The organism is Sphingomonas sp. SRI_018, assembly GCF_057586275.1.
This window is the reverse complement of record NZ_JBYCZO010000002.1, coordinates 81,830-105,559: the sequence shown is the minus strand read 5'-3', so window position 1 is coordinate 105,559 and position 23,730 is coordinate 81,830. Positions and strand designations below refer to the sequence as shown.

Below are 23,730 nucleotides of genomic sequence, written 5' to 3'. Positions count from 1 at the left end.
CCACCGCCTTCGGCGGTCCCCCTCCCCCTGGCGGGGGAGGATTTGATCTAGACGATCTCCTCCTGCGCCACCGTCGCCACGATCCATCGCCGGAACCGCGCGATCGCCGGGCTCGACCAGCGATCGGTGCGGGCGATAAGCAGGTAAGAGCCGAGCGAGAGCTTCTCGAACGGGCCGTGCTCGCCGCCGAGCTCGACCAGCTGCCCCGCCTCGATCGCGTCGACCGCGAGGAAATGGTTGGCGAGCGCGATGCCGCGCCCCTGGCAGGCGGCGTCGATCGTCAGGTGCGCGTGCCACAATCGCGTGCCGGTGATGTCCTCGGGCACCGCGACGCCATGCGCGGTCAGCCATGCGCGCCAATTCTCGAAATTCTCCTCGTGCAGCAGCGGATGCGCCAGCAGGTCGGCCGCGCGCGCGATCAGCGGCGCGCTCGCCAGATAGGCGGGGCTGGCGACCGGAATCACCGACGGCCGCGCCAGCTCGAGCGTGCGCACGTTGGGCGGCAGGTCGATCGATTCGCCATAGGTGGGTGCGTAGCGGATATCGATATCGGCCTCGTGCCGGTTGAAGTCCGGCTGATGATCGCTCGGCCGCACCTCGATCGTCATCCCGGAGTTCGCCATCTCGAACGCGCGCATCCGCGACAGCAGCCATTTCGACGCGAAGCCGGGCATGCACCAGATCTTGAGCTGATGGTCGTCGCTCGCCTTGATGAGGTCGAGCGTCGCATTGGAGATGAGGTCGATCGCGGCGGCGATGCTGCGGTGATAGGCGAGCCCCTCCGGCGTCAGCGCCGAACCGGAGCGGGCGCGCTCGAGCAGCACCGTCCCCGTCCACAGCTCGAGCGTGCGCAGGTGGCGGCTGACCACGGCGTGATCGAGCCCCAGCGTCTGCGCCGCCTTGCGGATCCCGCCGAGCCGCGCCACCGCGTCGAATGCCCGCAGCGCCGCGAAGGGCGGGATGCTGTTGCGCGGGGGGAGTTCCTTCGTCCCCGGGCCGGGCTCGCGGCTGCTCAATTCGGTCTCCGTCGTCGAACGCGGCCGACCTTTCACGCCATACCGCTCGCTTCCAGCTTGGGAGCTCTCCTCGCCAAACGCAATCGACGGCGTCAGTTCCGCGCGGTCGCGTCCACCGGCGGCTGGCTGGCGAGCGACTTCGCCACCGCCTCGACCTGCTCCATCACGCGCAGGATGTTGCCCTGAGCGAGCTTGGCGAGATCCGCATCGCTCCACCCGCGTCGCGCCAGCTCGGCGAACACCAACGGGTAGCCGTCGACGCCCTTGATCCCCTCCGGCCCGGTGCCGCCGATGCCGTCGAGGTCCGCGCCGATGCCGACGTGATCCTTGCCCGCGACCTTGGCGATATGATCGATATGGTCGGCGACGGTCGCGGCGGTGACGCGCGGCTCGGGATGCGCCTTGTCCCAGGCGGCGAGGATCACCGGCGCCTTGTCGCCATAGCCGTCGGACGGCACGCCGACCGACTTGGCATAGTCGTTCCGCGCCTTGTCCCACGCGTTCCATTCGGGCGAGATGAAGGCGGGGTAGAAATTGACCATCACCACGCCGCCGTTGGCCGCGATCGCCTTCAGCAGCTCGTCGGGGATGTTGCGGGGCCGGTCGGTCAACGCGCGCGCCGACGAGTGCGAGGCCATCACCGGCGCCTTGCTCGCCCTGATCGCCGCCGCCATCGTCGTGTCGGCGACGTGGCTCACGTCGACGATCATGCCGATGCGGTTCATCTCCGCCACCACCTGGCGGCCGAAGTCGCTGAGGCCTCCCGCGCGCGGCGCGTCGGTCGAGCTGTCCGCCCATTCGAGGCTCTTGCCGTGGGTCAAGGTCATGTAGCCGACGCCGAGCGCTTTGTACTGGCGCAGCACCGACAGGCGCCCGTCGATCTGGTGCCCGCCCTCGACGCCCATCAGCGAGGCGATCTTCCCGGCTTTCTGGATGCGGCGCACGTCGGCGGCGGTGGTCGCGAGCTCGAAGGTGTCGGGATGCTCGGCGACGAAGCGGCGGACGATGTCGATCTCCTCCAGCGTCACCTCGACCGCGCGCGGGCCGGTGATGCCGGCGTCGATGTAGACCGACCAGAACTGGCCGCCGACATGGCCCTTCCTGAGGCGCGGGATGTCGGTCTGGAGCGGCAGCGGAAGCCGCGACGTGTCCTTGTCGAGGTCGAGCGATTCGACCTTCGCTTCGTATTTCTCGCGAATCTCCCAGGGCAGGTCGTTGTGGCCGTCGATCACCGGATATTGGCGCAGCAGCTTCTCGGCGCGGGCGAGATCGGCGGGTGCCGGCGCAGCGGCCTGAGGCGCGGCGGTCGCGAGCAGCAGCGAAAGGATCATCATCGGCAACCCCCCTCGAAAATTTTTTACAGAATTCTTACAGGACCCGGAACCGGTCTCGATATCCGGCGTTGATACTCCGCTTGAACGAAAGAACGAGCATCTTTTGACGGATTGAAAACCGCATGGTGGACGATCCGTCATAGGGAGCCCCGCCGCGAAAGCGACGGGGCTTACCTGTATCCGGGTCAGGCGCCGATCGCCGCGCGCACGAACGCAACCCGCTCCGCGACGCCGGCGCGCGGCAGCTCGACCAGCACATAGCCATAGCTCCGGTAGGTCTCGACCATCGCCGCCTGGGTCGCCTCGGCGAGTTCCGGCGATTGCTTGCGTTCGGCATCGTGCGCGTAGATCTCTGCCCAGAAGGGGGCGATGAACACGCGGGCGTTGTAGCGGACCTCGTGCGCCGCGGCGTCGATGTGCGGCGGCACCGGCAGGTTCGAGACGCGGAGGAAGCCGACCACGTCGGGCACCCCGCGGTCCATCACCGTCACGCGCCCGCTCGCCAGCGCCGCCTGCTGCGCGGCGACGTCGCGGACCAGCATCTCCTCCGCAAAAGCGAGCTCGTCGCCCCAGGGCAGTGCGGTTCCGCCGGTCGCGAGCTGCTCCTTGATCACCGCACGGCCGACCTCCGGGCTGGTGGCGATCCCCGCGGCGGCGAGTGCCTCGATCAGCGTGGTCTTGCCCGATCCGGGGCCGCCGGTGACGACGTGGAGGCGATCGGTCGGGATCACCGGGCGCGCTCGACCGTTGCGAGCCACTCCCGCGCCATCAGCCCGTGCCCGGCATAGGTCGGATGCACGCCGTCCCAAGCCCAGTGACTCGCCGGAGCGCGGGCCATCGCGCGATCGAAGGCGGCCTGATAGCGGACCAGCGGCAGGCAGTAGCGCCGCGCAAGCTCGGCCACGATCGCCTGGCGTTCGGCCAGTCGTGCGCGGAGTTCCGGTGTGATCGGGGCATAGCGGCCCACCGGCAGCAGGAAGGGCTCGCCCAGCACGATCCTCACCTCGGGCAAGGCCGCTCGCGTGCGCTCGATGAGCGCGGCATAGGTCCGGCGATAGGCGTCCGCCAGCACCGGTTTGTCCGAAAGCAGGTCGTTGATGCCGACAAGGATGCTGAGGACGTCCGGCTTCAGGTCGATCACGTCGGTTTGCCAGCGGCGTTCCAGATCGACCACCGTGTTCCCGCCGATGCCGCGGTTGACGAACCGCAGGCGCCGTTCGGGGAGGTCTGCGCCGATCTCGGCGGCGATCAGATAGGCATAGTCCTGCCCCATGATGTGGTTCTGGTCATCGCCTTCGCGCCACCGGCCGCCGTCGGTGATCGAATCGCCCTGGAACAGGACGAGCGCGCCGGGGCGAAGCGTTTCGAGCCGGTCGGCCGCATCCGCAACGCCGGGCAGGCCGATGACGAGCAGCAGTAGCGGAAAGAAACGGCGAACGTGCTGGAGCATGGTTGTCCTTTCCGGAAATCCCCCGGACCGCCCTGTCAGGGAGCCTGATCCGCCGCCGGGTCGCACAGCCGCGTCGGATCGAGCACGACATGGCGGATGCGGGTGCGGTTGTGAGTATAGGTGATGTGGATCAGCCCGTCGTGCGCCTGGATCACCGCGGGATAGGCATAGCCGTCGCGGATCGGCTTGCTTTCGAGCGTCAGCACCTCACGCCAGCTTACCCCGTCGTCGGATAGCGCGACGTTGAGCGGATAGCGCGGCCCCTTGCCGGGGCGATCGGGATAGTGCGCGCTATGGTTGTAGACCAGCAGCTGCCGCCCGTCCTTCAGCGTCACCGCGTCGGTACCCGAATTGGGATTGGGCAGGTCGATCGCCGCCAGCGGCGACCAGTTGCGACCGCCGTCCTTCGACCAGGTCATCGCCAGCGCGCCCTGCCGGGTCCGCGCCACCGCCTCCAGCACGCCGTCCTTGTGGACCAGGATGCTCGGCTGGATCGCGTCGATATGTTCGGGCGAGGCGACCGGCGCCGTCGCGGTCCAGCTCCTGCCACCATCTGCGCTGCGTTCGAAATGCAGCGACCAGTCGTCGCCCTCGCGCTCGGTGCTGGACGGAGCCAGCCAGCTGCCGTCGGCAAGCGTCACCGGCTTGTTCTTGATCGGGCCGAGGATGCCGTCGGGCAGGCGGCGCGGCGTACTCCACGAGCGGCCGTCGTCGCTCGACGTCATCGCCATGCCCCACCAATGGCGCGGATCGGGCCCGACCTTGTAGAACAGCGTGAGCGGCCCGCGCGCGGGCTGGAACAGCACCGGATTCCACGTCGGCAGCCGCGTGCCGTCGGGCTGGACGCCGTCGGCGACCTTGACCGGCGTCTGCCAGCTATCGCCCTCCTGCCGCGCGAGATAGATGCTGACGTCAGGATGGCGCTCGTGCGTGCCGCCGAACCAGGCGGCGAGCAGCGTGCCGGCGCTGGTCTCGACGATCGTCGAGGCGTGCGCCTGCGGATAGGGCGCGCTCTCGTAGATGAAGCCCGAGGCGAGGATCGCCGACTGCGCGGTGCAGGCCGGCACCGGAGCGGGCGCCGCCCATCCGGAGATCGAGGCGCAAAGCAGCGCGGCGGCGGGTGCCAGGGTCCGGACGAACCGCCGCACCAGCCGCCGCGCCGGGATCACAGCTTCGAGGTCAGCTCGGGAACGACCTTGAACAGGTCGCCGACCAGGCCGATGTCGGCGACCTGGAAGATCGGCGCGTCCTCGTCCTTGTTGATGGCGATGATGGTCTTGGAGTCCTTCATGCCGGCGAGGTGCTGGATCGCGCCGGAGATGCCGATCGCGATATAGACCTCGGGCGCGACGATCTTGCCGGTCTGGCCGACCTGATAGTCGTTGGGGACATAGCCCGCATCCACCGCCGCGCGCGACGCGCCGACCGCGGCGCCGAGCTTGTCGGCGAGCGGCTCGATGATCGTGTGGAAATTCTCGCTGTTCTGCAGCGCGCGGCCACCCGAGACGATCACCTTCGCGCTGGTCAGCTCCGGACGCTCCGACTTGGCGAGCTCGGCGCCGACGAAGCTGGAGACGCCCTTGTCGCCCGTACCCGAGATCTTCTCGATGCCTGCCGAGCCGCCGTCGGCCGCCGCCTTCTCGAAGGCGGTGGTGCGCACGGTCAGTACCTTCTTCGCGTCCTTCGACTGTACCGTAGCGATCGCGTTGCCGGCGTAGATCGGGCGGGTGAAGGTGTCTGCGCTCTCGACCGAGAGGATGTCGGAGACCTGCATCACGTCGAGCAGCGCGGCGACGCGCGGCGCGATGTTCTTGCCGGTGGTGGTGGCGGGCGCGACGAAGGCGTCGTGGCTCGCCATCAGATCGGCGACCAGCGGCGCGACATTCTCGGCGAGGCCATGCGCATAGGCGGCGTCATCGGCGACCAGCACTTTGCCGACACCGGCGATCTTCGCGGCCGCCTGTGCGACGCCGTCGACGCCCTGGCCCGCGACCAGCAGGTCGACGTCGCCCAGCTTCGCCGCCGCGGTCACCGCCGCCAGCGTCGCGTCCTTGACGGTGGCCCCGTCATGCTCGACCCAGACCAGCACGCTCATTTCGCCACTCCCAGAGCCTTGAGCTTCGTCACAAGTTCATCGACGTCGGCGACCTTGACGCCCGCCGTGCGCTTCGCCGGCTCGACCACCTTGAGCGTGGTCAGGCGCGGGCTCACGTCGACGCCATAGTCGGCGGGCGACTTGGTCGCGAGCGGCTTGGACTTGGCCTTCATGATGTTGGGGAGCGACGCATAGCGCGGCTCGTTGAGGCGCAGGTCCGTGGTGACGATCGCCGGCAGCTTGAGCTCGACCGTCTCAAGGCCGCCGTCGACCTCGCGGGTGACCTTCACGGTCTCGCCCGCGACCTCGACCTTGGAGGCGAAGGTGCCCTGGCCCCAGCCGGTCAGCGCGCCGAGCATCTGGCCGGTCTGGTTGTTGTCGTCGTCGATCGCCTGCTTGCCGAGGATGATCAGGCCCGGCTGCTCCTCGTCGGCGATCGCCTTCAGGATCTTGGCGACGCCGAGCGGCTCGACCCTGTCGTCGGTCTGGACCAGGATCGCGCGGTCGGCGCCCATCGCGAGGGCGGTGCGCAGCGTCTCCTGCGCCTTGGCCTCGCCGATCGAGACCGCGACGATCTCGGTCGCCACGCCCTTTTCCTTGAGGCGGATGGCTTCCTCGACGGCGATCTCGTCGAAGGGGTTCATGCTCATCTTGACGTTGGCGAGGTCGACCCCCGTCCCGTCCGCCTTCACGCGGGGCTTCACGTTGTAGTCAAGCACGCGCTTGACCGGCACCAGGACCTTCATTCTACTCTCCCATGGTTTCGTCTCTTCCTGGGGAGGAAAGAGCCGAACCTGTCCTCCGTCATCCCGGCGAAAGCCGGGATCCAGGAGTCACGAGCGACAAAGCAGAGACACCCTGGACCCCGGCTTTCGCCGGGGTGACGCTATTCTTATGCCGCCTGCTTTACCTCGGCGACGATCTTCTTCGCGGCGTCGCCCAGGTCGTTGGCCGGGACGATCGCGAGGCCCGAATTGGCGAGGATGGCCTTGCCTTCCTCGACGTTGGTGCCCTCGAGGCGCACGACCAGCGGCACCGACAGGTTCACCTCCTTGGCGGCCGCGACGATACCCTCGGCGATGATGTCGCAGCGCATGATGCCGCCGAAGATGTTGACGAGGATGCCCTTCACCGCCGGATCGCTGAGGATGATCTTGAACGCCGCGGTCACCTTCTCCTTGCTCGCGCCGCCGCCGACGTCGAGGAAGTTGGCCGGGAACATGCCGTTCAGCTTGATGATGTCCATCGTCGCCATGGCGAGCCCGGCGCCGTTGACCATGCAGCCGATGTCGCCATCGAGCTTGATGTAGGCGAGGTCGTACTTCGACGCCTCGAGCTCCATCGGATCCTCCTCGGTCTCGTCGCGCAGCTCCATCAGGTCCTTGTGACGGAACGACGCGTTCGAATCGAAGCCGACCTTGGCGTCGAGCACCATCAGCTTGCCGTCGTCGGTGACCGCGAGCGGGTTGATCTCGATCTGCGAGGCGTCGGTGCCGAGGAACGCCTGATAGACCTTGCCCGCCAGGCTCTGCGCCTGCTTGGCGAGGTCGCCGGTCAGGCCGAGCGCCTTGGCGACGGCGCGGCCGTGGTGGGGCATGAAGCCGGTCGCCGGGTCGACGTCGAAGGTGTGGATCTTCTCCGGCGTGTCATGCGCGACGGTCTCGATGTCCATGCCGCCCTCGGTCGAGACGACGAAGGCGACGCGGCCGGTGGCGCGGTCGACGAGCAGCGCGAGGTAGAATTCCTTGGCGATGTCGACGCCGTCGGTGACGTAGAGGCGGTTGACCTGCTTGCCGTGCTCGCCGGTCTGGATGGTGACGAGGGTGTTGCCGAGCATCTCCGTCGCCGCGGTGCGGACCTCGTCCTCGGTCTTGGCGAGGCGGACGCCGCCCTTGGCCTCGGGCGGCAGCTCCTTGAACTTGCCCTTGCCGCGGCCGCCGGCGTGGATCTGCGCCTTCACCACGTAGAGCGGCCCGGGCAGCTTCTTGGAGGCCGCGACCGCCTCCTCGACGCTCATCGCCGCATAGCCGGCGGGCACGGGCACGCCGAACTTCGCGAGCAGTTCCTTGGCCTGATATTCGTGGATGTTCACGGGGCGCCTCTTTTAGAAGATCGGGAATCTCGATGGCCTTAAGCACAGCGCGGCGGGCGAATCCACCCTGCCCCTCCTGCGGGCGGGCGAAAGAGGCGCTATACCGGTACCGTGAACCTGCTGGCGGCGCGCACATGCCGGAGGAGGAGTGCAATGAAGGCTCTCGACTGGCTCGGACGAGTCGCGCTGCTGGTGCTGAGCGTGCTGGCGACATTGTCGCTGGTCGGATCATTGGCTTCGGTCTCCGGCGGCAGGCTCGGCGACGCCGTGCCGGGGCGAGTCGGCGCGCCGATGCCCGTTGTGGAGGAGGCATCCAGACCTGCTCCGCTCGAAACCGGAGGGGCGTCCGGCGTGCCGGACCTCGTCAACGGCACCGCACCCGCCGGCACCGTCGCGGCGGAACGACCGCGCGCGGAGGATGAGATCGCGCGGTGGCTGAAGGCGCTGACCTATGCCGTGCTCGCGCTGGCCGGCTTCGCGGCGGCCGGGCTGCTGGCGCTGCTGCGGATCACCGCGCACCTCGCGCGGATTGCGGATCGATAGGGCTCGTCAGAGCGTCCTGCCCTACCGCCGATCTTCCTCCAGCGCCGCCGCGAGATCGGCGCGGATCGCGCGGGCCGCGTCGCGCGTGCTGCGCGCGCCCTTGGCCGGCGACTCGCTCGCGAGCAGCTTCTGGACGCCGCGGATCGTGTAGCCTTCATGGTCGAGCAGATGCTGGATGCGGCGAACCAGCGTCACGTCCTCGGGCCGATAATAGCGCCGGCGGCCGGCGCGCTGCAGCGGCTTCAATTGCGGAAAGCGCGTTTCCCAATAACGCAGGATATGCTGCGCGATCCCCGTCTCGCGCGACAGCTCGCCGATGGTTCGGAAGGCTCCGGCCGCCTTGTCCGGCGCGGCCATGGCCTGGGTCAGCCGGCCTCGACGATGCGGTCGCGCATCATCTGGCTGGCGCGGAAGGTGAGCACGCGGCGCGGGGCGATGGGCACCTCGACGCCGGTCTTGGGATTGCGGCCGATCCGCTCGCCCTTGTCGCGAAGGATGAAGCTGCCGAAGCCGGAGATCTTGACGTTCTCGCCCCGCGACAGCGCCTCGCACATGTGGCCGAGGATCTGTTCGACCAGCTTGGACGAATCGGCCCGCGACAGCCCCACCTCATGGTGCAGCGCTTCGGCAAGATCGGCCCGAGTCAGCGTTCCGGACATGTCCATGCGGCGTAATTCCCCTGCCAAGCCAAGCAGCAACGTCGAGACGCTATCATAGCGCGACGAGTCGCGCAAAGCCGAGGGCCGTTACGCCCTCGTCACGAGTCCCGAAGTCGGACAGCCTTGTTCGTTTCAGCGAGCTGAAACGGGTGCGGCACCGGCCCGCTCCCCCACCCGGCCACCCAACGGCAGTATCTTATGGGTGGCCGGGTGGGGGAGCGGGCCGGTGCCGCTCAACATCAATAACGCACGACCGCCGCGCCCCAGGTGAATCCGCCGCCCATCGCCTCGAGCACGAGGAGGTCGCCGCGCTTGATCCGGCCGTCGCGGACCGCCGTGTCGAGCGCGAGCGGCACCGAGGCGGCGGAGGTGTTGGCGTGCTCGTCGACCGTCACCACCACCTTCTCGGGCGCGAGGCCGAGCTTGCGCGCGGTCGCGTCGAGGATGCGGGCATTGGCCTGATGCGGGACGACCCAGTCGACGTCGGCGCTCGTCAGCCCCGCCGCCGAGAGCGATTCGTTCATCACCGCGGCGAGGTTGACCACCGCGTGGCGGAACACCTCGCGGCCCTTCATGCGGAGCTTGCCGACCGTGCCGGTGGTCGAGGGGCCGCCGTCGACGTAGAGCAGCTCGTTGTGGCGTCCGTCAGCGTGGAGCCGGGTCGCGAGCACGCCGCGCTCCGATCCCTCCTCGGCCGCGAGCACGATCGCGCCGGCGCCGTCGCCGAACAGCACGCAGGTCGCGCGGTCCTCCCAGTCGAGGATGCGGCTGAAGGTCTCGGCGCCGATCACCAGCGCCTTCGAATGCGCGCCGGCGCGGATCATCGAATCGGCGACCTGGAGCGCGTAGAGGAAGCCCGAGCACACCGCGGCGACGTCGAACGCGACGCAATCGTCGATGCCGAGCGCGGCCTGGACCTTGGTCGCCGAGGCGGGGAAGGTCTGGTCGGGCGTCGCCGTCGCCAGCACGATGAGGTCGATGTCCTGCGCGGACACCGCCGCCGCGGCGAGCGCGGCCTTGGCCGCATCGGTGGCAAGCGTCGCGGTGGTCTCGTTCGGTCCGGCGATATGGCGGAAGCGGATGCCGGTGCGCTCGACGATCCATTCGTCGGAGGTGTCGACCTGCTGCGCGAGCTCGTCATTCGACACGCGCCGCGGCGGCAGCGCCGACCCGGTCCCGAGAATCACCGAACGCCGTTGGGTCACGCTGGCACTGCTCACGCTGCTTGGGCCTCGAAGTTGCCGAGATCCTCGGTGATGCGGCGGGTGAGGTCGTCGCGCACCATCTTGGCGGCGACCTCGATCGCGTGCGCCACGCCGACCTCGTTGGCGCTGCCGTGGCTCTTCACCACCAGCCCGTTGAGGCCGAGGAAGACCGCGCCATTGTGGTTGTTGGGATCGAGATGGTTGCGCAACAGCTCGGTCGCCGGGCGCGAGATCAGGAAGCCGATCTTCGAGCGCGTCGAGCTCTGGAACGCACGGCGCAGCAGGTCGGCGACGAAGCGGGCGGTGCCCTCGGCGGTCTTGAGCGCGATGTTGCCCGAGAAGCCGTCGCACACGATCACGTCGACATTGCCGCGCGACAGCGAATTGCCCTCGATGAACCCCTCGAAGCGCAACGGCAGATGGTCGGCCGCGCGCAGCTGGGCGGCGGCGTCGCGGATGATGTCGGTGCCCTTCAGGTCCTCGGTGCCGATGTTGAGCAGCGCGACGCGAGGGCTTTCGAGATCGAGGATGGTGCGCGCATAGGCGGCGCCCATCACCGCGAACTGGACGAGGTTGCGCGCGTCGCACTCGGTATTGGCGCCGAGGTCGAGCATTACCGTGTCGGTCGCGCCGAGGCTCGGCAGCTGCGCGGCGAGGGCGGGGCGGTCGATGCCCGGCATGGTGCGCAGCGACAGCTTGGCCATCGCCATCAGCGCGCCGGTGTTGCCGGAGGAGACGGCGGCGGCGGCGCGCCCCTGCTTCACCAGGTCAATCGCGACGCCCATCGACGTGGTCTTGGCGCGGCGCAGCGCCGCGCTCGGCTTGGCGTCGGACGCGACCAGCTCGGGCGCGTGGACGATCTCCGACGCGGCGGTGAGGTTGGGGTGGGTCTTCAGCCCATCGCGAATCGCCGGCTCGTCACCGACGAGGAGGAAGCGCATCCCGTCGAACTTGCGCCGCGCGCGCGCGACGCCGGCGAGCATGACCGCCAGCCCCTCGTCGCCGCCCATCGCATCGACGGCGATCCGCGAACCGGGGGGCATTTCGGTCAAGCTCTGCTCAATCGCTTTGAGGCTCAGCCCTCGACCGACACGATCTCACGGCCGTTGTAGTGGCCGCAAGCGGGGCAGAGATTGTGCGGACGCTTCAGCTCGCCGCAGTTCGGGCATTCCTGGAACGATTCGACGGCAAGGGCGTCGTGCGCGCGGCGCATGCCACGCCGCGAGGGCGAAGTCTTTCTCTTGGGGACGGCCATTTCGGCACCTTCTCAAAACGAATTCGAACGGTTCGGGGCCGCGATACGACCCGGGCGCGGGAAGGGCAAGCGGAGCCGACGGCCGGCCGCTCGTCCAGGCCGGCATGTCCGGGCGGGTCGCGAAGCGAAGGCGCGCCTATAGCGATTTCCGCCGCAGTTGCAACCCGCGAGGCGGCGTGCGACGCTTTGGTGCCGCCCTGTTTCAGCTCTGCTGAAACAGATTAGGGGAAGCTCTATGCACGTCATCCTGCCCGTCGCGCTCGCAACCGCCGCCGCTGCGGCATTGATCAACCTGTGGATCGGCGTGCGAGTCGGGCGGCTGCGGATGGCGGAGAAGGTGATGGTCGGCGACGGCGGCAATGAACGGCTGCTCGCGGGCATGCGCGCTCATGCCAATTTCGTCGAGTATGCGCCGTTCGTACTGATCCTGCTCGCGCTGGTCGAGCTGGCGGCCGGCACCTCGGCCTGGCTGTGGGCGGCGAGCATCGTCTTCATCGCCGGTCGGCTGCTGCATGTGTTCGGGATGGAGGGCTGGCGGCCGGGTCGGATGATCGGAATCGGTGCGACCTGGGCGGTGCTGCTGGGGCTCGCCGTCTATGCCGCCGTGCTGCCGTTCCGCAGCGCGCCGCCGGTGGATGCGACGCCGGTCGAGGTGGTGCCGTCGGCTTGACCTATCCGTCACCCCGGCCTTGTGCCGGGGTCCACCGGGCAGCACCTCCACCGCTCAAGCTCCTTGCTGCTGTACTTGCGGTGCAGTGGACCCCGGCACAGGGCCGGGGTGACGAGCGAGTAGGGGGGCTAGGCCAGCACCGCGTCCCCGACGAACGGATTGCTCGCGCGCTCGCGGCCAATGGTGCTCGGCTGGCCGTGACCCGGGAGGAACACCGTGTCGTCTCCCATCGGCCACAGCTTGGTGACGATCGAGTCGATCAACGCCTGATGATCGCTCATCGGGAAATCCGTCCGCCCGATCGAGCCCTGGAACAGTACGTCGCCGACGATCGCCAGCTTCGACGGCGGATGGTGGAAGACGACGTGGCCCGGCGTGTGGCCGGGCGTGAACCAGGTGTCGAGCGTGAGCTCGCCCACCGTCACCGTGTCGCCGTCGACCAGCCAGCGGTCGGGCTCGAACGGCGCGGTGGGCAGGCCCCACTGCCTGCCGTCGTCGGCGAGCCGGGCGATCCAGAAGCGATCGGCCTCGTGCGGCCCCTCGATCGGTACGCCGAGCTCCTCCGCCAGCGGGCCGGCCATGCCGCAATGGTCGAGGTGGCCGTGGGTGACCAGCACCTTCTCGACCGTCACCCCGGCCTGTTCGATCGCCGAGCGGATGCGCGGCAGGTCGCCGCCGGGATCGACCACCGCGGCGCGCTTCGTCGCCGTGCACCAGAACAAGGTGCAGTTCTGCTGAAGCGGCGTGACCGGGATGATGGTGGCGCGGAGCGGCGGTTCGCTCATTTCGGCATGTCTCCGAGCAGGGTCTGCCGCCAGAACATCAGGCCGGCGAGATAGGCGAAGTCGCGGTTCGCCTTCTTGGCATAGCCATGGCCCTCGTCCGCCGCCAGCAGGTGCCACACCTGCCCGCCGTTCGCGCGCACCGCCTTGACGATCTGCTCGGCCTCCGAAGCCGGCACGCGCGGGTCGTTGGCCCCCGTCACCACCATCAGCGGGATCCGGAGCTCGTTCACGCGGGTGAGCGGGGAGATCTCGACCAGCTTGGCGCGCTGCTTCGGGTCACGCTCGTCGCCATATTCGACGCGGCGCAGGTCGCGACGGTATGACTGGGTGTTCTCGAGGAAGGTCACGAAGTTGGAAATGGCGACGACGCAGTTCGCGCCCTTCAGCCGCGCGCCGTAGCGGATCGCGGTCGCATAGCACATATAACCGCCGTAGCTGCCGCCGGTGACGGCGATGCGGCCCGCATCGATCGCGGGGTCGGCGGCAAGGCGGTCGAGGAAGGCGCCGATGTCCTTCACCGAATCCTCGCGCTTGAACGGGCCGTTGTCGAGGCCGACGAAGCGCTTGCCGAAGCCGGTCGAGCCGCGCACGTTGGGATAGAAGACGGCGATGCCGAGCTCGTTGATGAGATAGTTGGTGGTGCCGTAATAGTCCGGCCGCTCCTGCCCCTCGGGCCCGCCGTGGATGTTGACGATCAGCGGGCGCTTGCCAGGGAACCTGGCGGGATCGGGCCGGAGCAGGAAGCCGGAGACCTCCTCGCCGTCGAAGCTCCTGATCTTGACGAGCTCGGCGTCGGCATTGGCCCTGGGATCGAGGCCGCCGGTCTCGCTCTCGGTCCATTGAACGACTGCCAGCGTCCTGGGATCGACCACGAAGGCGTCGCCCGGCACCTTGGGCCCGCTCAGCGTCAGCGCGACCGCGCCCCATGGGGCGATCTCCAGCCCGCTGGCGACGCCGGTGGGCAGCTTTACCTCGCGCGCCTGGCCGGTCTTGGGATCGAGCAGCTTCAGCCTGCTGAACCCGTCCTCGTTCACGAGATAGGCGATGAAGCTGCCGTCCTCGGCAATCGCGAATTCCTCGACGTCCCATCTGGGTTCGGGCGCGACGGCGGCGAACTTGCCGCCCTTCAGCGTGCCGAGGCGCTGGAAATCCGATCTTTCGTCGCTCAGCACCCAGAGCGTGCCGTCGGGGGCGTAGTGCGCACCGCTGTAGGCGACCTTGGCCTTGAGGTCGGTGAGTGGCGTCAGCTTGCCGCCAGCGAGGTCGAGCTCATAGAGGTCGCTCTTCTCGACCGAGATGTAATTGGCGACGACGGCACGCCGCCCGTCGGGTGCGAAATCGAGGATCGACCAGCCGCCGCCCTTCACCTGCGCAACGAGGCGATCGCTCTTGGGATCGCGCGGATCGACGACATAGAGGTCGCTGTCGGCGCCGTTGCGGCGGGTCGAGGAATAGCCGACCCATTTGCCGTCCTTGCTGAACGCGCCGAATTCGTTGCGGCTCTTGCCGTCGGTGATCAGGCCGAGGCGCCCGTCCTTCAGCGTGTAGAGCTGGAAGAACTCGTTGCCGCCGACGTCCTTCTGCACCACCAGTACGTCGCTGGCCTTGGAATAGTGCGCGCCGGCGATGCGGTCGGCCTCGAAGCTGATCTGGCGGCGCATCGCCAGCGGGGCGGCGACGCTGTGGAGCTGGGCGGTGTTGGCGAAGCGGGTCGAGATCAGCAGCGATTTGTCGATCGGGTTCCAGTCGACCACCGCCGCCGAACGGGCCTCGAGATAGGGCCGCGTCGCATCGGCCAGGCTCTCCGGAATCGGCGGCACGCCGTCGGCGGTGAGCGCGGCGGGCGGCGTCACCTGAGCGGCGGCCGGAGTGGCGGCGAGCAAGGCGATGGCGAACGTCAGGCGCATGGTGGTTCTTCCCCCTGTGATCGCCCAAAGGGTTAAGGCCAGTCCCCATGATCGGCAACGGCTTGCGGTGACGCGCGCGGAGGGGCATGTCCTCAGCAACATCATGACCGCGCTGCCCGATATTGTCGCCACCATGTCCTTCGATCCGCTTGGCGGGATCGCCGACCTCGAACGTCATCTCGACGGGATGAAGGAGCAGGCCGAGGCGCTCCACTATCCGTTCAACCGCCACATGGTCCGGAACGAATTGCAGGCGGCGACCTTCCGCATCCGCTATCCGCGCCGGGTGCGGCTGCTGCTCGGGCCTTCGGGCGCGCTGGCGATCGAGATTTCGCCGCTCGCGGTTGCGAAGGAGCGCGAGACGCGCCTATAGGCGCGCGCGCTTCCCTTCCAGCTCCGAGGTGATCCCCATGAAGCCCTCCGCCGCGCTCGGCCGCATCCAGCCCTCCGCCACGCTGGCGATGACCAGCCGCGTGTTCGAGCTGAAGCGCCAGGGCGTCGACGTGATCGGCCTCGGCGCGGGCGAGCCCGACTTCGACACGCCCGAGCATGTCAAGGAAGCGGGCATCCGGGCGATCCGCGACGGCAAGACCAAATACACCAACGTCGACGGCACGCCCGAGCTCAAGCAGGCGATCGTCGACAAGTTCGCGCGCGACAACAACCTCACCTACGGCACCGACCAGGTGACGGTGAACGTCGGCGGCAAGCACACGCTGTTCAACGCGATCGTCGCGACGGTCGATCCCGGCGACGAGGTGATCGTGCCGGCGCCCTATTGGGTGAGCTATCCCGACGTCGTCCAGTTCGCCGGCGGCACGCCGGTGTTCGTCGAGGCGGGGGTCAAGCAGGGCTACAAGCTGCGCCCCGAGCAGCTCGAGGCGGCGATCACGCCGCGGACCAAGTGGGTGATCCTCAACTCGCCGTCGAACCCGACCGGTGCCGCCTACAGCGAAGCGGAGCTGAAGGCGCTGGGCGAGGTGCTCGCGCGCCATCCGCACGTCTGGGTGTTCGCCGACGACATGTACGAGCATATCGTCTACGACGGCTTCGTCTTCCGCACCATCGCGGAGGTTTGCCCGGAACTCTACGAGCGCACGCTGACCGTCAACGGTTGCTCCAAGGCCTATGCGATGACCGGCTGGCGGATCGGCTTCGCCGGCGGCGCGGCCTGGCTGATCAAGGCGATGGCCAAGCTCCAGTCGCAGTCGACCAGCAACCCCTGCTCGATCGCGCAGGCGGCGGCGGTGGCGGCGCTGACCGGGCCGCAGGATTTCCTCAAGGAGCGTGCGGCCGCGTTCCAGTCGCGGCGGGATCTGGTGGTCTCGATGCTGAACCAGGCGACCGGCATCCATTGCCCGCGGCCCGAGGGCGCCTTCTACGTCTATCCCGACGTCTCCGGGCTGATCGGCAAGATCACGCCGGGCGGCAAGGCCATCGCCAGCGACGAGGACCTCATCGGCTATTTCCTCGACGATGCGCGGGTGGCGGCGGTGCATGGCGCCGCCTTCGGCCTCTCGCCGGCGATGCGGATCAGCTATGCGACCTCGGAGAGTGCGCTGCGCGAGGCGTGCGAGCGCATCCAGACCGCGGCGGCGGCGCTTCGCTGAAACCGCGATGAATAGGGCGGCCAGCGCCGGTTAAGCGCGCGGCCGCCACATTCGCCCATATTTCGACGCTTTTTCGCCCGCCCGCCTCTTCGGGTCAGCCGGCGTTCAGGCGTGGCAGTCAATGGAGCCTCCTATGCGTACCCGTCTGAAGCCCCATTTCCTCCGCTATTTCGTCGGCGGGTTCGCGATCGGGGCGATCTGCGTGATCGGCAGCCAGGTCGCGCATGCCGAGGCGCAGCCGGCGTCCTCCGTACCTTTCGTCCAGACGGCGTACTGACCATGCGCTGGCCGCTCCTCGCCGGAACGATCGCGGCGGGAGTGGCGGCCATGGCGATGCCGGGACGCGCCGAGCGCGCGGTGCCGATCCCGCCGCCGGCCCGCGATGTCGTCGCCAGGCCGGGGCTGCAGAATGCGGTGCTGGCCGGCGGCTGCTTCTGGGGCATGGAAGCGGTGTTCGAGCATGTGAAAGGCGTACGCGCGGTCGTCAGTGGCTACGCCGGCGGCTCGCGCGGTTCCGCCAGCTACGATCAGGTCTCGACCGAGCGCACCGGCCATGCCGAGGCGGTGAGGATCGTCTATGATCCCAAGCAGGTGAGCTACGGTACGCTGCTGCGCATCTATTTCTCGGTCGCGCACGATCCGACGCAGGTGAACGGGCAGGTTCCCGATCAGGGCCCCAGCTATCGTTCGGCGATCTTTCCGCAGAGTGCGGCGCAGAAGCTGGTGGCGGAGCAGTATATCACCCAGCTCACCCGCGCCCATGCCTTTGCCAAGCCGATCGCGACGAAGATCGAGAGCGGCGGGTTCTTCCCGGCGGAGGCCTATCACCAGGATTTCGCGCGGCGGAATCCGAACCACCCATACATCGTGCGCTGGGACCGGCCGAAGGTGGCGGCGTTCCGGGCGGCGTTTCCGGCGCTGGCCCTATAACCCTTCGTCACCCCGGCCTTGTGCCGGGGTCCACCGTGCCTCAAGCGCCAGCATTGGCGGCTCCGTGGATGCCGGAACAAGTCCGGCATGACGATCAAATCAGCGCCAATGCACTGAGTTTGCCCGCCAGCTCTGCGGGCATCTCAGCGATGCCTTCCAATGAGCCAGCAAGATCGGACGGAGCGTCCTTGGCTTCGAGATAGCGCCAGCCTTGGTGCGCACGTTTCGGGAGTGGCTGGACGGGGATGAACTGCGGTTCGAGATGGATCGCGACGCGGCCGCTCTCCGCCTCGCCGAAGCCGAGGATCGGCGTGCGGCCGACCAGCTGGTGCTTGACGATCCAGAACAGCGAGCCGCCAGCGATCTCCGCATGACGCTTGGGCAGGTAGCGCGTCGTCATCACGAACGCGCCCTCGGCGGCGCGGATGGCGATGCGCTCGCGGAGATAGGCGACGCTGTCGCAACCATAGGCGACCTTGGTCAGGTGAAGCGGCATCGGCCTGATCTGGGCGCTCGCGTGGCCCGACTCAAGTCAGCCGGCCAGGCCGCTCACGGTGGCGAGGCCGAGGAAGACGAGGAAACCCATCGAATCGGTCGTCATCGTCACGAAGATCGACGAGGCCACCGCCGGATCGGCGCGCAGGCGATCGAGCGTCAGCGGCACCACCACCCCGGCGAGGCCGGCGATGACGATGTTGCCAAGCATCGCCGAGGCGATCACCGCGCCCAGCGCCGGATGATGGTAGAACAGCCCGACCGCGATCCCGATCACCGCCGCGACGCTGAGGCCGTTGAGCAGCGCGATCGAGATCTCGCGGCGGATCGCGCGCCAGGTGTTCGATTGCGTCAGCTGGTTGGTGGCGAGTGCGCGCACCGTCACCGCCATCGTCTGGGTGCCGGCATTGCCGCCGACGCCGGCGACGATCGGCATCAGCGCGGCGAGCGCCACCATCCGGCTGATCGTGCCCTCGAACAGGGTGATGATCGTCGCGGCGACCAGCGCAGTGCCGAGATTGGCGATCAGCCAGCGCACGCGCGCCTTGTAGCTGTCGATCACCGGCTCGTTGATGTCGCCCTCGCCGGCGCCGGACAGGCGGAGGATGTCCTCGCCCGCCTCTTCCGAGATGATGTGGACCACGTCGTCCACCGTGATCACACCGACCAACCGGCCGTTGCCGTCGACCACCGCGGCCGAGATCAGCGCATATTTCTGGAAGCGGAGTGCCACCTCCTCCTGGTCCATGTCGACCGGGATCAGCGTCTGCTCGCGCTTCATCACGTCACCGATCGCCACAGACCGCGGCGCGCGCAGGATCCACGAGAGCTGGCAGGTCCCGACCGGCTTGTGCGCCGGATCGACCACGAAGATCTCCCAGAAATCGGTGGTGAGGTCCTCGTTGCCGCGCAGATAATCGAGCACGTCGCCGACGGTCCAATGCTCGGGCACCGCGACCAGCTCGCGCTGCATCAGGCGGCCGGCGGATTCCTCGGGATAGGAGAGCGCCTCCTCGATTGCGGCGCGGTCGTCGGGGTCGAGCGCGCGCAGCACCGCGCGCTGGTCCTCCTCCTCCAGGTCCTCGATGATCGCGACGGCATCGTCGGTGTCGAGCTCGGCGGCGATGTCCGCCACCTGGTGCGGCTCGAGGCTGTCGATCAGCTCCTCGCGGACCCAATCATTCATCTCGGCGAACACGTCGCCGTCGAGCAGGTCGGAGATGGCGCGCGCCAGCGCGGCACGCTGCTCGGCGGGCGTCAGCTCGAACAGGTCGGCGATATCGGCGGGATGCAGCGGCTCGACCAGCTCGCGGGCGCGGCCGTCGTCGCCGGCGTCGACCGCGTCGAGCACGGCGCGGACGAATTCGGGCTTGAGCCGGTCGTCCTCGTCGAGCTCGCTGCTCTCGGGCGCGTCGGGTTGGGGAAGCTCGGTCTCGCTCATCGTGCCGCCCCTTGCTGGTTACCGGTTGCCGTCAAGCTCCTAACGCCGGTGCTGCCAACTGCCAATCGGCCGCTTGGCTCCCGCTTCGGCACAGCCGAATCGGATACGAATTTGCCAAGCCTCCGCACGCACTCTAGGGCGGCGCAACCCCCGTTGCTTTTGGAGTGAGCCCCGCGTGACCGACCTTCCCGAAACGCTGACCTTGACGCTGGAGACCGGCGACGTCGTCATCCGCCTGCGTCCGGACCTCGCGCCCGGCCATGTCGAGCGGATCACGACGCTGGCCAACCAGGGCTTCTACGACGGCGTGGTGTTCCACCGCGTGATCGACGGGTTCATGGCGCAGGGCGGCGACCCGACCGGCCGCGGCACCGGCGGCTCCGACCTGCCCGACCTCCAGGCCGAGTTCAGCCGCGAGCCGCATGTCCGCGGCGTCTGCTCGATGGCGCGCACCTCCTATCCGCACAGCGCCAACAGCCAGTTCTTCATCTGCCTCGACGACGCGACCTTCCTCGACGGTCAGTACACCGTGTGGGGCGAGGTGACCGAGGGCATGGAGCATGTCGACGCCCTCCCCAAGGGCGAGCCGCCGCGCAACCCCGGCAAGATCGTGCGGGCGCGGGCGGCGTAATCGCCAACCTCGTCATCCCGGCGAAAGCCGGGATCTCAAGCGAAGGCGCAATACGGCAGGAGATCCCGGCTTTCGCCGGGATGACGGCCGGGACTATCAGGTCGTCGCGATCGTCGCGGCCACCCAGTCGTGGAACAGCCGCACCGGGCGCGTCTGCAGTGCGCGCGGGCGGCACACGAACCAGTAGCTGTAGCGGCTCTCGACGGTGACGTCGAAGAGCTGGACGAGCCGCGGGTCGTTCGCCGACTCGTAATGGGTCTCGAGCATGAAGGCGATGCCGAGTCCCTGCGCCGCCGCCTCCAGCATCAGCGATCCCGAATCGAAGAAGTCGATCGCCAACGGCTCGAGGTCCGGCAGTCCCACCGCCTCGCGCCAGGCGGTGAAGGTCTCCGGCATGTCGCGGTGGATCAGCACGGTCTGGCTGGCGAGCTGGTGCGGCTCGGTGATCGCGCCCGGCCCTTCGGCGAGCGCGCGCGCGGCGATCACGTGCACGCGGTTGCGGTCGAGCCGTTTGGCGTAGAGCGCCGGGTCGATCTCTTCGGCCAGCACGATCGCGGCGTCGAGCCCGTCGCCGAGTCGGGTCACGCCATGGCCGCCGGTATCGACGTCGAGATGGAGCTCGGGATGGAGCCGCTTCAGCTCGCCGAGCCGCGGCAGCAGCCGCTGCGTCGCGAACAGCGGCAGCACGCCGAGGCGCAGGCGCAGCAGCTCGACCCCGCTGGTCATCGCCTCGATCGTGTCGGAAATGGTGTCGAGCGCGGGCGCTATCCCGCTCAGCAGCCGCTCGCCGTCCGCATTGAGCCGGAGCGCCTGGTGGCGCCGCTCGAACAAGGGCTTGCCGATGAAGCGTTCCAGCGCCTGCACGCGGCGGCTGAGCGCGGGCGAGGACAGCGCCAGCTCCTCGGCGGCGGCCTTGATCGAGCCGAGCCGGGCGACCTGGACGAACGCCTCGATCGCGGTCAGGGGAGGGAGCCTGCGCATCGCTCAGCTTCCTTGCATCGCCTCGCACGCATGTCAAAAACGCACTGATAACGGTCCCATAGTTGCATTTTATGCAATTTAATAGAATTATTTCGCACTTGCACAAAAACGTGCTGCGCCGCACATAGAGCGGGCCTTTCAGGCATCCTCTCCTAAACCTTTCCAAGGCCGGTCCTTCGGGACCGGCCCTTTTTTTGCCCGCAATACCCCTCCCGCTCCCGGAACTGCCGCCCTATGTGGCGCGCTTCAGGAGTTTGCTCAGGGAGAGTCGGATGGCCGACGACGAAACGCGCGGGCGCAAGCTGCAGGTAGCCAACGCCCGGCCCGAGGACAGCGGCCGCGGGCTTGCCCATATCCCCCGCGCCATGATGGCGGCGCTCGGCATCACTGAGGGCGACGTGATCGAGATCGTCGGCAAGCGCGTGACGCCCGCCCGCGCGGTGCTGCCCTATGCCGAGGACGAGGGGCTGGAGATCCTGCGCATCGACGGCCTCCAACGCGCCAACGCCGGCGCCGGATCGGGCGATTTCGTCGAGGTGCGCCGCGCCGAATCGAAGCCGGCGACGCGGGTGGTGTTCGCGCCGGCCTCCAAGAACGTCCGCCTCCAGGGCTCGGGGCTCGCGCTCCAGCGCAGCTTCGCCGGGCGGCCGCTCACCGCCGGCGACACCGTCGCCACCGTCGGCCAGCAGCGCGTCCCCGGCAGCGACGTGCCGCCGCACATCGCCCAGTATCTCCGCGCGCCTGCTTATGCCCTGCAGGAAATCCGCATGATCGTGGTGTCGACCGCGCCCAAGGGCATCGTCCATATCGACGAATCCACCGAGATCGAACTGCGGTCCGATTATGAGGAGCCCAAGGAAAGCCGCCGCGCCGATGTGACCTACGACGACGTCGGCGGCATGGCCGCCACGATCGATCAGCTGCGCGAGATGGTCGAGCTGCCGCTGCGCTATCCCGAGCTGTTCCAGCGCCTGGGCGTCGATCCGCCCAAGGGCGTGCTGCTCCACGGCCCGCCCGGCACCGGCAAGACCCGGCTCGCGCGTGCGGTCGCCAATGAAAGCGATGCCAGCTTCTTCCTGATCAACGGGCCCGAGATCATGGGCTCGGCCTATGGCGAGTCGGAGAAGCGGCTGCGCGAGGTGTTCGAGGAGGCTGCCGCCAACGCGCCATCGATCGTGTTCATCGACGAGATCGATTCGATCGCCCCCAAGCGCGGGCAGGTGCAGGGCGAGGCCGAGAAGCGCCTCGTCGCGCAGCTGCTCACCTTGATGGACGGGCTGGAGGCGCGCGCCAACATCGTCATCATCGCCGCGACCAACCGGCCCGAGGCGCTCGACGAGGCGCTGCGCCGGCCCGGCCGCTTCGACCGCGAGATCATCGTCGGCGTCCCCGACGAGCGCGGGCGGCGCGAGATCCTGGGCATCCATACGCGCGGCATGCCGCTCGGCGACCGCGTCGACCTCGGCGAGCTCGCGCGCACCACCTATGGCTTCGTCGGCGCCGACTTGGCCGCACTCGCCCGCGAGGCGGCGATCGAATCGGTGCGGAGGATCATGCCCAAGCTCAATCTCGAGGAAGGGACGATCCCGCCCGAGGTGCTCGACACGCTCGCCGTCACCCGCGAGGATTTCCTGGAGGCGCTGAAGCGCGTCCAGCCCTCGGCGATGCGCGAGGTGATGGTGCAGGCGCCGCAGGTGCGCTGGGAGGACGTCGGCGGGCTCGACCAGGCGCAGGAACGCCTGAAGGAGGGCGTCGAGCTGCCGCTCAAGGACCCCGACGCGTTCCGCCGCATCGGCATCCGCCCGGCCAAGGGCTTCCTGCTCTATGGCCCGCCCGGCACCGGCAAGACGCTGCTTGCCAAGGCGGTGGCGCGCGAGGCGGAGGCGAACTTCATCGCCACCAAATCCTCCGACCTGCTCAGCAAATGGTATGGCGAGAGCGAGCAACAGATCGCCCGGCTGTTCGCCCGCGCGCGGCAGGTGGCGCCGTGCGTGATCTTCATCGACGAACTCGATTCGCTGGTCCCCGCGCGCGGCGGCGGTCTCGGCGAGCCGCAGGTGACCGAGCGGGTGGTCAACACCATCCTCGCCGAGATGGACGGGCTCGAGGAGCTGCAGTCGGTGGTGGTGATCGGCGCGACAAACCGGCCGAACCTGGTCGACCCGGCGCTGCTGCGCCCGGGCCGGTTCGACGAGCTGATCTACGTCGGCGTGCCCGATCGCGAGGGGCGGCGGCGCATCCTCAACATCCAGACGCAGAAGATGCCGCTGGCCGAGGACGTCGACCTCGATTCGATCGCCGCGCGGGCCGAGCGCTTCACCGGCGCCGACCTGGAGGACATTGTCCGCCGCGCCGGCATGATCGCGCTGCGCAAGTCGCTGGGCGCGAAAACGGTGTCGATGGCCGACTTCGAGGAGGCGCTCGAGGAATCGCGCGCGTCGGTCACGCCGGAGATGGAGGAGGAGTATCGGCGGATGTCGTCGCAGCTCAAGCAGGATGCGGTGGCGATCCAGCCGATCGGCTTCATCGCGCCGGGGACGCTCCAGGGCCGCGGACCGAAGAGCGCAGATTAGACAGGGCTTTCCCCGCCCCTATCCCCGTTCGTCCCGAGCGAAGTCGAGGGACATGGCC

General features: G+C 68.6%; 26 protein-coding genes. 8 read left to right on the top strand and 18 right to left on the bottom strand.

Annotated elements, in window-relative coordinates:
- Positions 1-47: 47 nt before the first annotated feature.
- From AC2YHA_RS12425 to sucC, 8 genes are all read right to left on the bottom strand, one after another.
- Entirely contained in the window at positions 48-1,016 is a 969-nt protein-coding gene (locus AC2YHA_RS12425; RefSeq protein WP_487401819.1) for a LysR substrate-binding domain-containing protein, read from the bottom strand.
- A gap of 92 nt (positions 1,017-1,108) precedes the next feature.
- Complete coding sequence (locus AC2YHA_RS12420; RefSeq protein WP_487401818.1) at positions 1,109-2,350, bottom strand: dipeptidase; 1,242 nt, start codon at positions 2,348-2,350, stop codon at positions 1,109-1,111.
- A gap of 185 nt (positions 2,351-2,535) precedes the next feature.
- A complete protein-coding gene (locus AC2YHA_RS12415; RefSeq protein WP_487401817.1) occupies positions 2,536-3,081 on the bottom strand; it encodes an AAA family ATPase in 546 nt (181 codons plus the stop codon).
- The gene (locus AC2YHA_RS12410; protein ID WP_487401816.1) at positions 3,078-3,800 is read right to left on the bottom strand and encodes an SGNH/GDSL hydrolase family protein; all 723 of its coding nucleotides are present in this window, start codon (positions 3,798-3,800) and stop codon (positions 3,078-3,080) included. Before AC2YHA_RS12410 ends, AC2YHA_RS12415 begins: the two co-directional genes overlap by 4 nt.
- Before the next feature lie 35 nt (positions 3,801-3,835).
- Positions 3,836-4,948 (bottom strand): sialidase family protein, encoded by a 1,113-nt coding sequence (locus AC2YHA_RS12405; protein ID WP_487401815.1) that lies wholly within the window; start codon positions 4,946-4,948, stop codon positions 3,836-3,838.
- A 17-nt stretch (positions 4,949-4,965) separates the two neighbouring features.
- Complete coding sequence (locus AC2YHA_RS12400; protein WP_487401814.1) at positions 4,966-5,895, bottom strand: electron transfer flavoprotein subunit alpha/FixB family protein; 930 nt, start codon at positions 5,893-5,895, stop codon at positions 4,966-4,968.
- Positions 5,892-6,641 (bottom strand): electron transfer flavoprotein subunit beta/FixA family protein, encoded by a 750-nt coding sequence (locus AC2YHA_RS12395; protein WP_487401813.1) that lies wholly within the window; start codon positions 6,639-6,641, stop codon positions 5,892-5,894. Before AC2YHA_RS12395 ends, AC2YHA_RS12400 begins: the two co-directional genes overlap by 4 nt.
- 146 nt (positions 6,642-6,787) lie before the next feature.
- Positions 6,788-7,987: an ADP-forming succinate--CoA ligase subunit beta gene (gene sucC / locus AC2YHA_RS12390; RefSeq protein WP_233784608.1), complete on the bottom strand. Its 1,200-nt coding sequence runs from the start codon at positions 7,985-7,987 to the stop codon at positions 6,788-6,790.
- A gap of 153 nt (positions 7,988-8,140) precedes the next feature.
- Here sucC and AC2YHA_RS12385 point away from each other — a divergent pair, with 153 nt between their 5' ends.
- The gene (locus tag AC2YHA_RS12385) at positions 8,141-8,530 is read left to right on the top strand and encodes a hypothetical protein (RefSeq protein WP_487401812.1); all 390 of its coding nucleotides are present in this window, start codon (positions 8,141-8,143) and stop codon (positions 8,528-8,530) included.
- Positions 8,531-8,551: 21 nt separating this feature from the next.
- On the opposite strand, the gene AC2YHA_RS12380 is transcribed toward AC2YHA_RS12385, so the two are convergent.
- From AC2YHA_RS12380 to rpmF, 5 genes are all read right to left on the bottom strand, one after another.
- The gene (locus AC2YHA_RS12380; RefSeq protein ID WP_233784610.1) at positions 8,552-8,887 is read right to left on the bottom strand and encodes a MerR family transcriptional regulator; all 336 of its coding nucleotides are present in this window, start codon (positions 8,885-8,887) and stop codon (positions 8,552-8,554) included.
- Positions 8,888-8,895: 8 nt separating this feature from the next.
- Positions 8,896-9,195, bottom strand: coding sequence for an integration host factor subunit alpha (locus tag AC2YHA_RS12375; RefSeq protein WP_233784611.1), 300 nt, complete (start codon positions 9,193-9,195; stop codon positions 8,896-8,898).
- A gap of 233 nt (positions 9,196-9,428) precedes the next feature.
- Positions 9,429-10,394: a beta-ketoacyl-ACP synthase III gene (locus AC2YHA_RS12370; protein WP_487401811.1), complete on the bottom strand. Its 966-nt coding sequence runs from the start codon at positions 10,392-10,394 to the stop codon at positions 9,429-9,431.
- An 11-nt stretch (positions 10,395-10,405) separates the two neighbouring features.
- Positions 10,406-11,437, bottom strand: coding sequence for a phosphate acyltransferase PlsX (plsX, locus tag AC2YHA_RS12365; RefSeq protein ID WP_487402303.1), 1,032 nt, complete (start codon positions 11,435-11,437; stop codon positions 10,406-10,408).
- Between the two features lie 32 nt (positions 11,438-11,469).
- Complete coding sequence (gene rpmF, locus AC2YHA_RS12360; RefSeq protein WP_233784613.1) at positions 11,470-11,649, bottom strand: 50S ribosomal protein L32; 180 nt, start codon at positions 11,647-11,649, stop codon at positions 11,470-11,472.
- A gap of 235 nt (positions 11,650-11,884) precedes the next feature.
- Between rpmF and AC2YHA_RS12355 the strand changes: the two genes are divergently transcribed.
- Positions 11,885-12,319, top strand: a complete 435-nt coding sequence (locus AC2YHA_RS12355; protein ID WP_233784614.1) for an MAPEG family protein — start codon at positions 11,885-11,887, stop codon at positions 12,317-12,319.
- A 128-nt stretch (positions 12,320-12,447) separates the two neighbouring features.
- Here the strand turns inward: AC2YHA_RS12355 and AC2YHA_RS12350 are convergent, their stop codons facing one another.
- Positions 12,448-13,104 (bottom strand): MBL fold metallo-hydrolase, encoded by a 657-nt coding sequence (locus tag AC2YHA_RS12350; RefSeq protein WP_487401810.1) that lies wholly within the window; start codon positions 13,102-13,104, stop codon positions 12,448-12,450.
- Complete coding sequence (locus tag AC2YHA_RS12345; protein WP_487401809.1) at positions 13,101-15,011, bottom strand: S9 family peptidase; 1,911 nt, start codon at positions 15,009-15,011, stop codon at positions 13,101-13,103. The genes AC2YHA_RS12350 and AC2YHA_RS12345 overlap by 4 nt, the downstream gene beginning before the upstream one ends.
- Positions 15,012-15,078: 67 nt before the next feature.
- On the opposite strand from AC2YHA_RS12345, the gene AC2YHA_RS12340 reads away from it, so the two are divergent.
- From AC2YHA_RS12340 to msrA, 4 genes are all read left to right on the top strand, one after another.
- Entirely contained in the window at positions 15,079-15,384 is a 306-nt protein-coding gene (locus AC2YHA_RS12340; RefSeq protein WP_233784617.1) for an aminotransferase class IV, read from the top strand.
- Between the two features lie 37 nt (positions 15,385-15,421).
- On the top strand, positions 15,422-16,621 hold the full coding sequence (locus tag AC2YHA_RS12335; RefSeq protein ID WP_487401808.1) for a pyridoxal phosphate-dependent aminotransferase: 1,200 nt from the start codon (positions 15,422-15,424) through the stop codon (positions 16,619-16,621).
- Positions 16,622-16,754: 133 nt separating this feature from the next.
- Positions 16,755-16,898 (top strand): hypothetical protein, encoded by a 144-nt coding sequence (locus AC2YHA_RS12330; RefSeq protein WP_233784619.1) that lies wholly within the window; start codon positions 16,755-16,757, stop codon positions 16,896-16,898.
- Positions 16,899-16,900: 2 nt separating this feature from the next.
- The gene (msrA, locus tag AC2YHA_RS12325) at positions 16,901-17,551 is read left to right on the top strand and encodes a peptide-methionine (S)-S-oxide reductase MsrA (RefSeq protein ID WP_487401807.1); all 651 of its coding nucleotides are present in this window, start codon (positions 16,901-16,903) and stop codon (positions 17,549-17,551) included.
- 94 nt (positions 17,552-17,645) lie between these two features.
- On the opposite strand, the gene AC2YHA_RS12320 is transcribed toward msrA, so the two are convergent.
- Complete coding sequence (locus tag AC2YHA_RS12320; RefSeq protein ID WP_487401806.1) at positions 17,646-18,047, bottom strand: DUF1489 family protein; 402 nt, start codon at positions 18,045-18,047, stop codon at positions 17,646-17,648.
- A 36-nt stretch (positions 18,048-18,083) separates the two neighbouring features.
- Positions 18,084-19,487, bottom strand: coding sequence for a magnesium transporter (gene mgtE, locus AC2YHA_RS12315; protein ID WP_233784621.1), 1,404 nt, complete (start codon positions 19,485-19,487; stop codon positions 18,084-18,086).
- A gap of 175 nt (positions 19,488-19,662) precedes the next feature.
- On the opposite strand from mgtE, the gene AC2YHA_RS12310 reads away from it, so the two are divergent.
- Positions 19,663-20,118: a peptidylprolyl isomerase gene (locus AC2YHA_RS12310; protein ID WP_233784622.1), complete on the top strand. Its 456-nt coding sequence runs from the start codon at positions 19,663-19,665 to the stop codon at positions 20,116-20,118.
- A 96-nt stretch (positions 20,119-20,214) separates the two neighbouring features.
- On the opposite strand, the gene AC2YHA_RS12305 is transcribed toward AC2YHA_RS12310, so the two are convergent.
- Positions 20,215-21,099 (bottom strand): LysR substrate-binding domain-containing protein, encoded by an 885-nt coding sequence (locus AC2YHA_RS12305; RefSeq protein WP_233784623.1) that lies wholly within the window; start codon positions 21,097-21,099, stop codon positions 20,215-20,217.
- A 272-nt stretch (positions 21,100-21,371) separates the two neighbouring features.
- Between AC2YHA_RS12305 and AC2YHA_RS12300 the strand changes: the two genes are divergently transcribed.
- Positions 21,372-23,672 carry a CDC48 family AAA ATPase gene (locus AC2YHA_RS12300; protein WP_487401805.1) on the top strand — a complete coding sequence of 767 codons (2,301 nt, stop codon included), beginning with the start codon at positions 21,372-21,374 and terminating at the stop codon, positions 23,670-23,672.
- Positions 23,673-23,730 lie beyond the last annotated feature (58 nt).

What these genes read in the sequence shown, in the direction of transcription:
- AC2YHA_RS12420 (WP_487401818.1), bottom strand. Translation starts at nt 2,350, where the DNA reads ATGATGATCCTTTCGCTGCTGCTCGCGACCGCCGCGCCTCAGGCCGCT.
- AC2YHA_RS12410 (WP_487401816.1), bottom strand. Translation starts at nt 3,800, where the DNA reads ATGCTCCAGCACGTTCGCCGTTTCTTTCCGCTACTGCTGCTCGTCATC.
- AC2YHA_RS12400 (WP_487401814.1), bottom strand. Translation starts at nt 5,895, where the DNA reads ATGAGCGTGCTGGTCTGGGTCGAGCATGACGGGGCCACCGTCAAGGAC.
- AC2YHA_RS12395 (WP_487401813.1), bottom strand. Translation starts at nt 6,641, where the DNA reads ATGAAGGTCCTGGTGCCGGTCAAGCGCGTGCTTGACTACAACGTGAAG.
- AC2YHA_RS12385 (WP_487401812.1), top strand. Translation starts at nt 8,141, where the DNA reads ATGAAGGCTCTCGACTGGCTCGGACGAGTCGCGCTGCTGGTGCTGAGC.
- AC2YHA_RS12380 (WP_233784610.1), bottom strand. Translation starts at nt 8,887, where the DNA reads ATGGCCGCGCCGGACAAGGCGGCCGGAGCCTTCCGAACCATCGGCGAG.
- AC2YHA_RS12375 (WP_233784611.1), bottom strand. Translation starts at nt 9,195, where the DNA reads ATGGACATGTCCGGAACGCTGACTCGGGCCGATCTTGCCGAAGCGCTG.
- plsX (WP_487402303.1), bottom strand. Translation starts at nt 11,437, where the DNA reads ATGCCCCCCGGTTCGCGGATCGCCGTCGATGCGATGGGCGGCGACGAG.
- rpmF (WP_233784613.1), bottom strand. Translation starts at nt 11,649, where the DNA reads ATGGCCGTCCCCAAGAGAAAGACTTCGCCCTCGCGGCGTGGCATGCGC.
- AC2YHA_RS12355 (WP_233784614.1), top strand. Translation starts at nt 11,885, where the DNA reads ATGCACGTCATCCTGCCCGTCGCGCTCGCAACCGCCGCCGCTGCGGCA.
- AC2YHA_RS12350 (WP_487401810.1), bottom strand. Translation starts at nt 13,104, where the DNA reads ATGAGCGAACCGCCGCTCCGCGCCACCATCATCCCGGTCACGCCGCTT.
- AC2YHA_RS12345 (WP_487401809.1), bottom strand. Translation starts at nt 15,011, where the DNA reads ATGCGCCTGACGTTCGCCATCGCCTTGCTCGCCGCCACTCCGGCCGCC.
- AC2YHA_RS12335 (WP_487401808.1), top strand. Translation starts at nt 15,422, where the DNA reads ATGAAGCCCTCCGCCGCGCTCGGCCGCATCCAGCCCTCCGCCACGCTG.
- AC2YHA_RS12330 (WP_233784619.1), top strand. Translation starts at nt 16,755, where the DNA reads ATGCGTACCCGTCTGAAGCCCCATTTCCTCCGCTATTTCGTCGGCGGG.
- msrA (WP_487401807.1), top strand. Translation starts at nt 16,901, where the DNA reads ATGCGCTGGCCGCTCCTCGCCGGAACGATCGCGGCGGGAGTGGCGGCC.
- AC2YHA_RS12320 (WP_487401806.1), bottom strand. Translation starts at nt 18,047, where the DNA reads ATGCCGCTTCACCTGACCAAGGTCGCCTATGGTTGCGACAGCGTCGCC.
- mgtE (WP_233784621.1), bottom strand. Translation starts at nt 19,487, where the DNA reads ATGAGCGAGACCGAGCTTCCCCAACCCGACGCGCCCGAGAGCAGCGAG.
- AC2YHA_RS12305 (WP_233784623.1), bottom strand. Translation starts at nt 21,099, where the DNA reads ATGCGCAGGCTCCCTCCCCTGACCGCGATCGAGGCGTTCGTCCAGGTC.
- AC2YHA_RS12300 (WP_487401805.1), top strand. Translation starts at nt 21,372, where the DNA reads ATGGCCGACGACGAAACGCGCGGGCGCAAGCTGCAGGTAGCCAACGCC.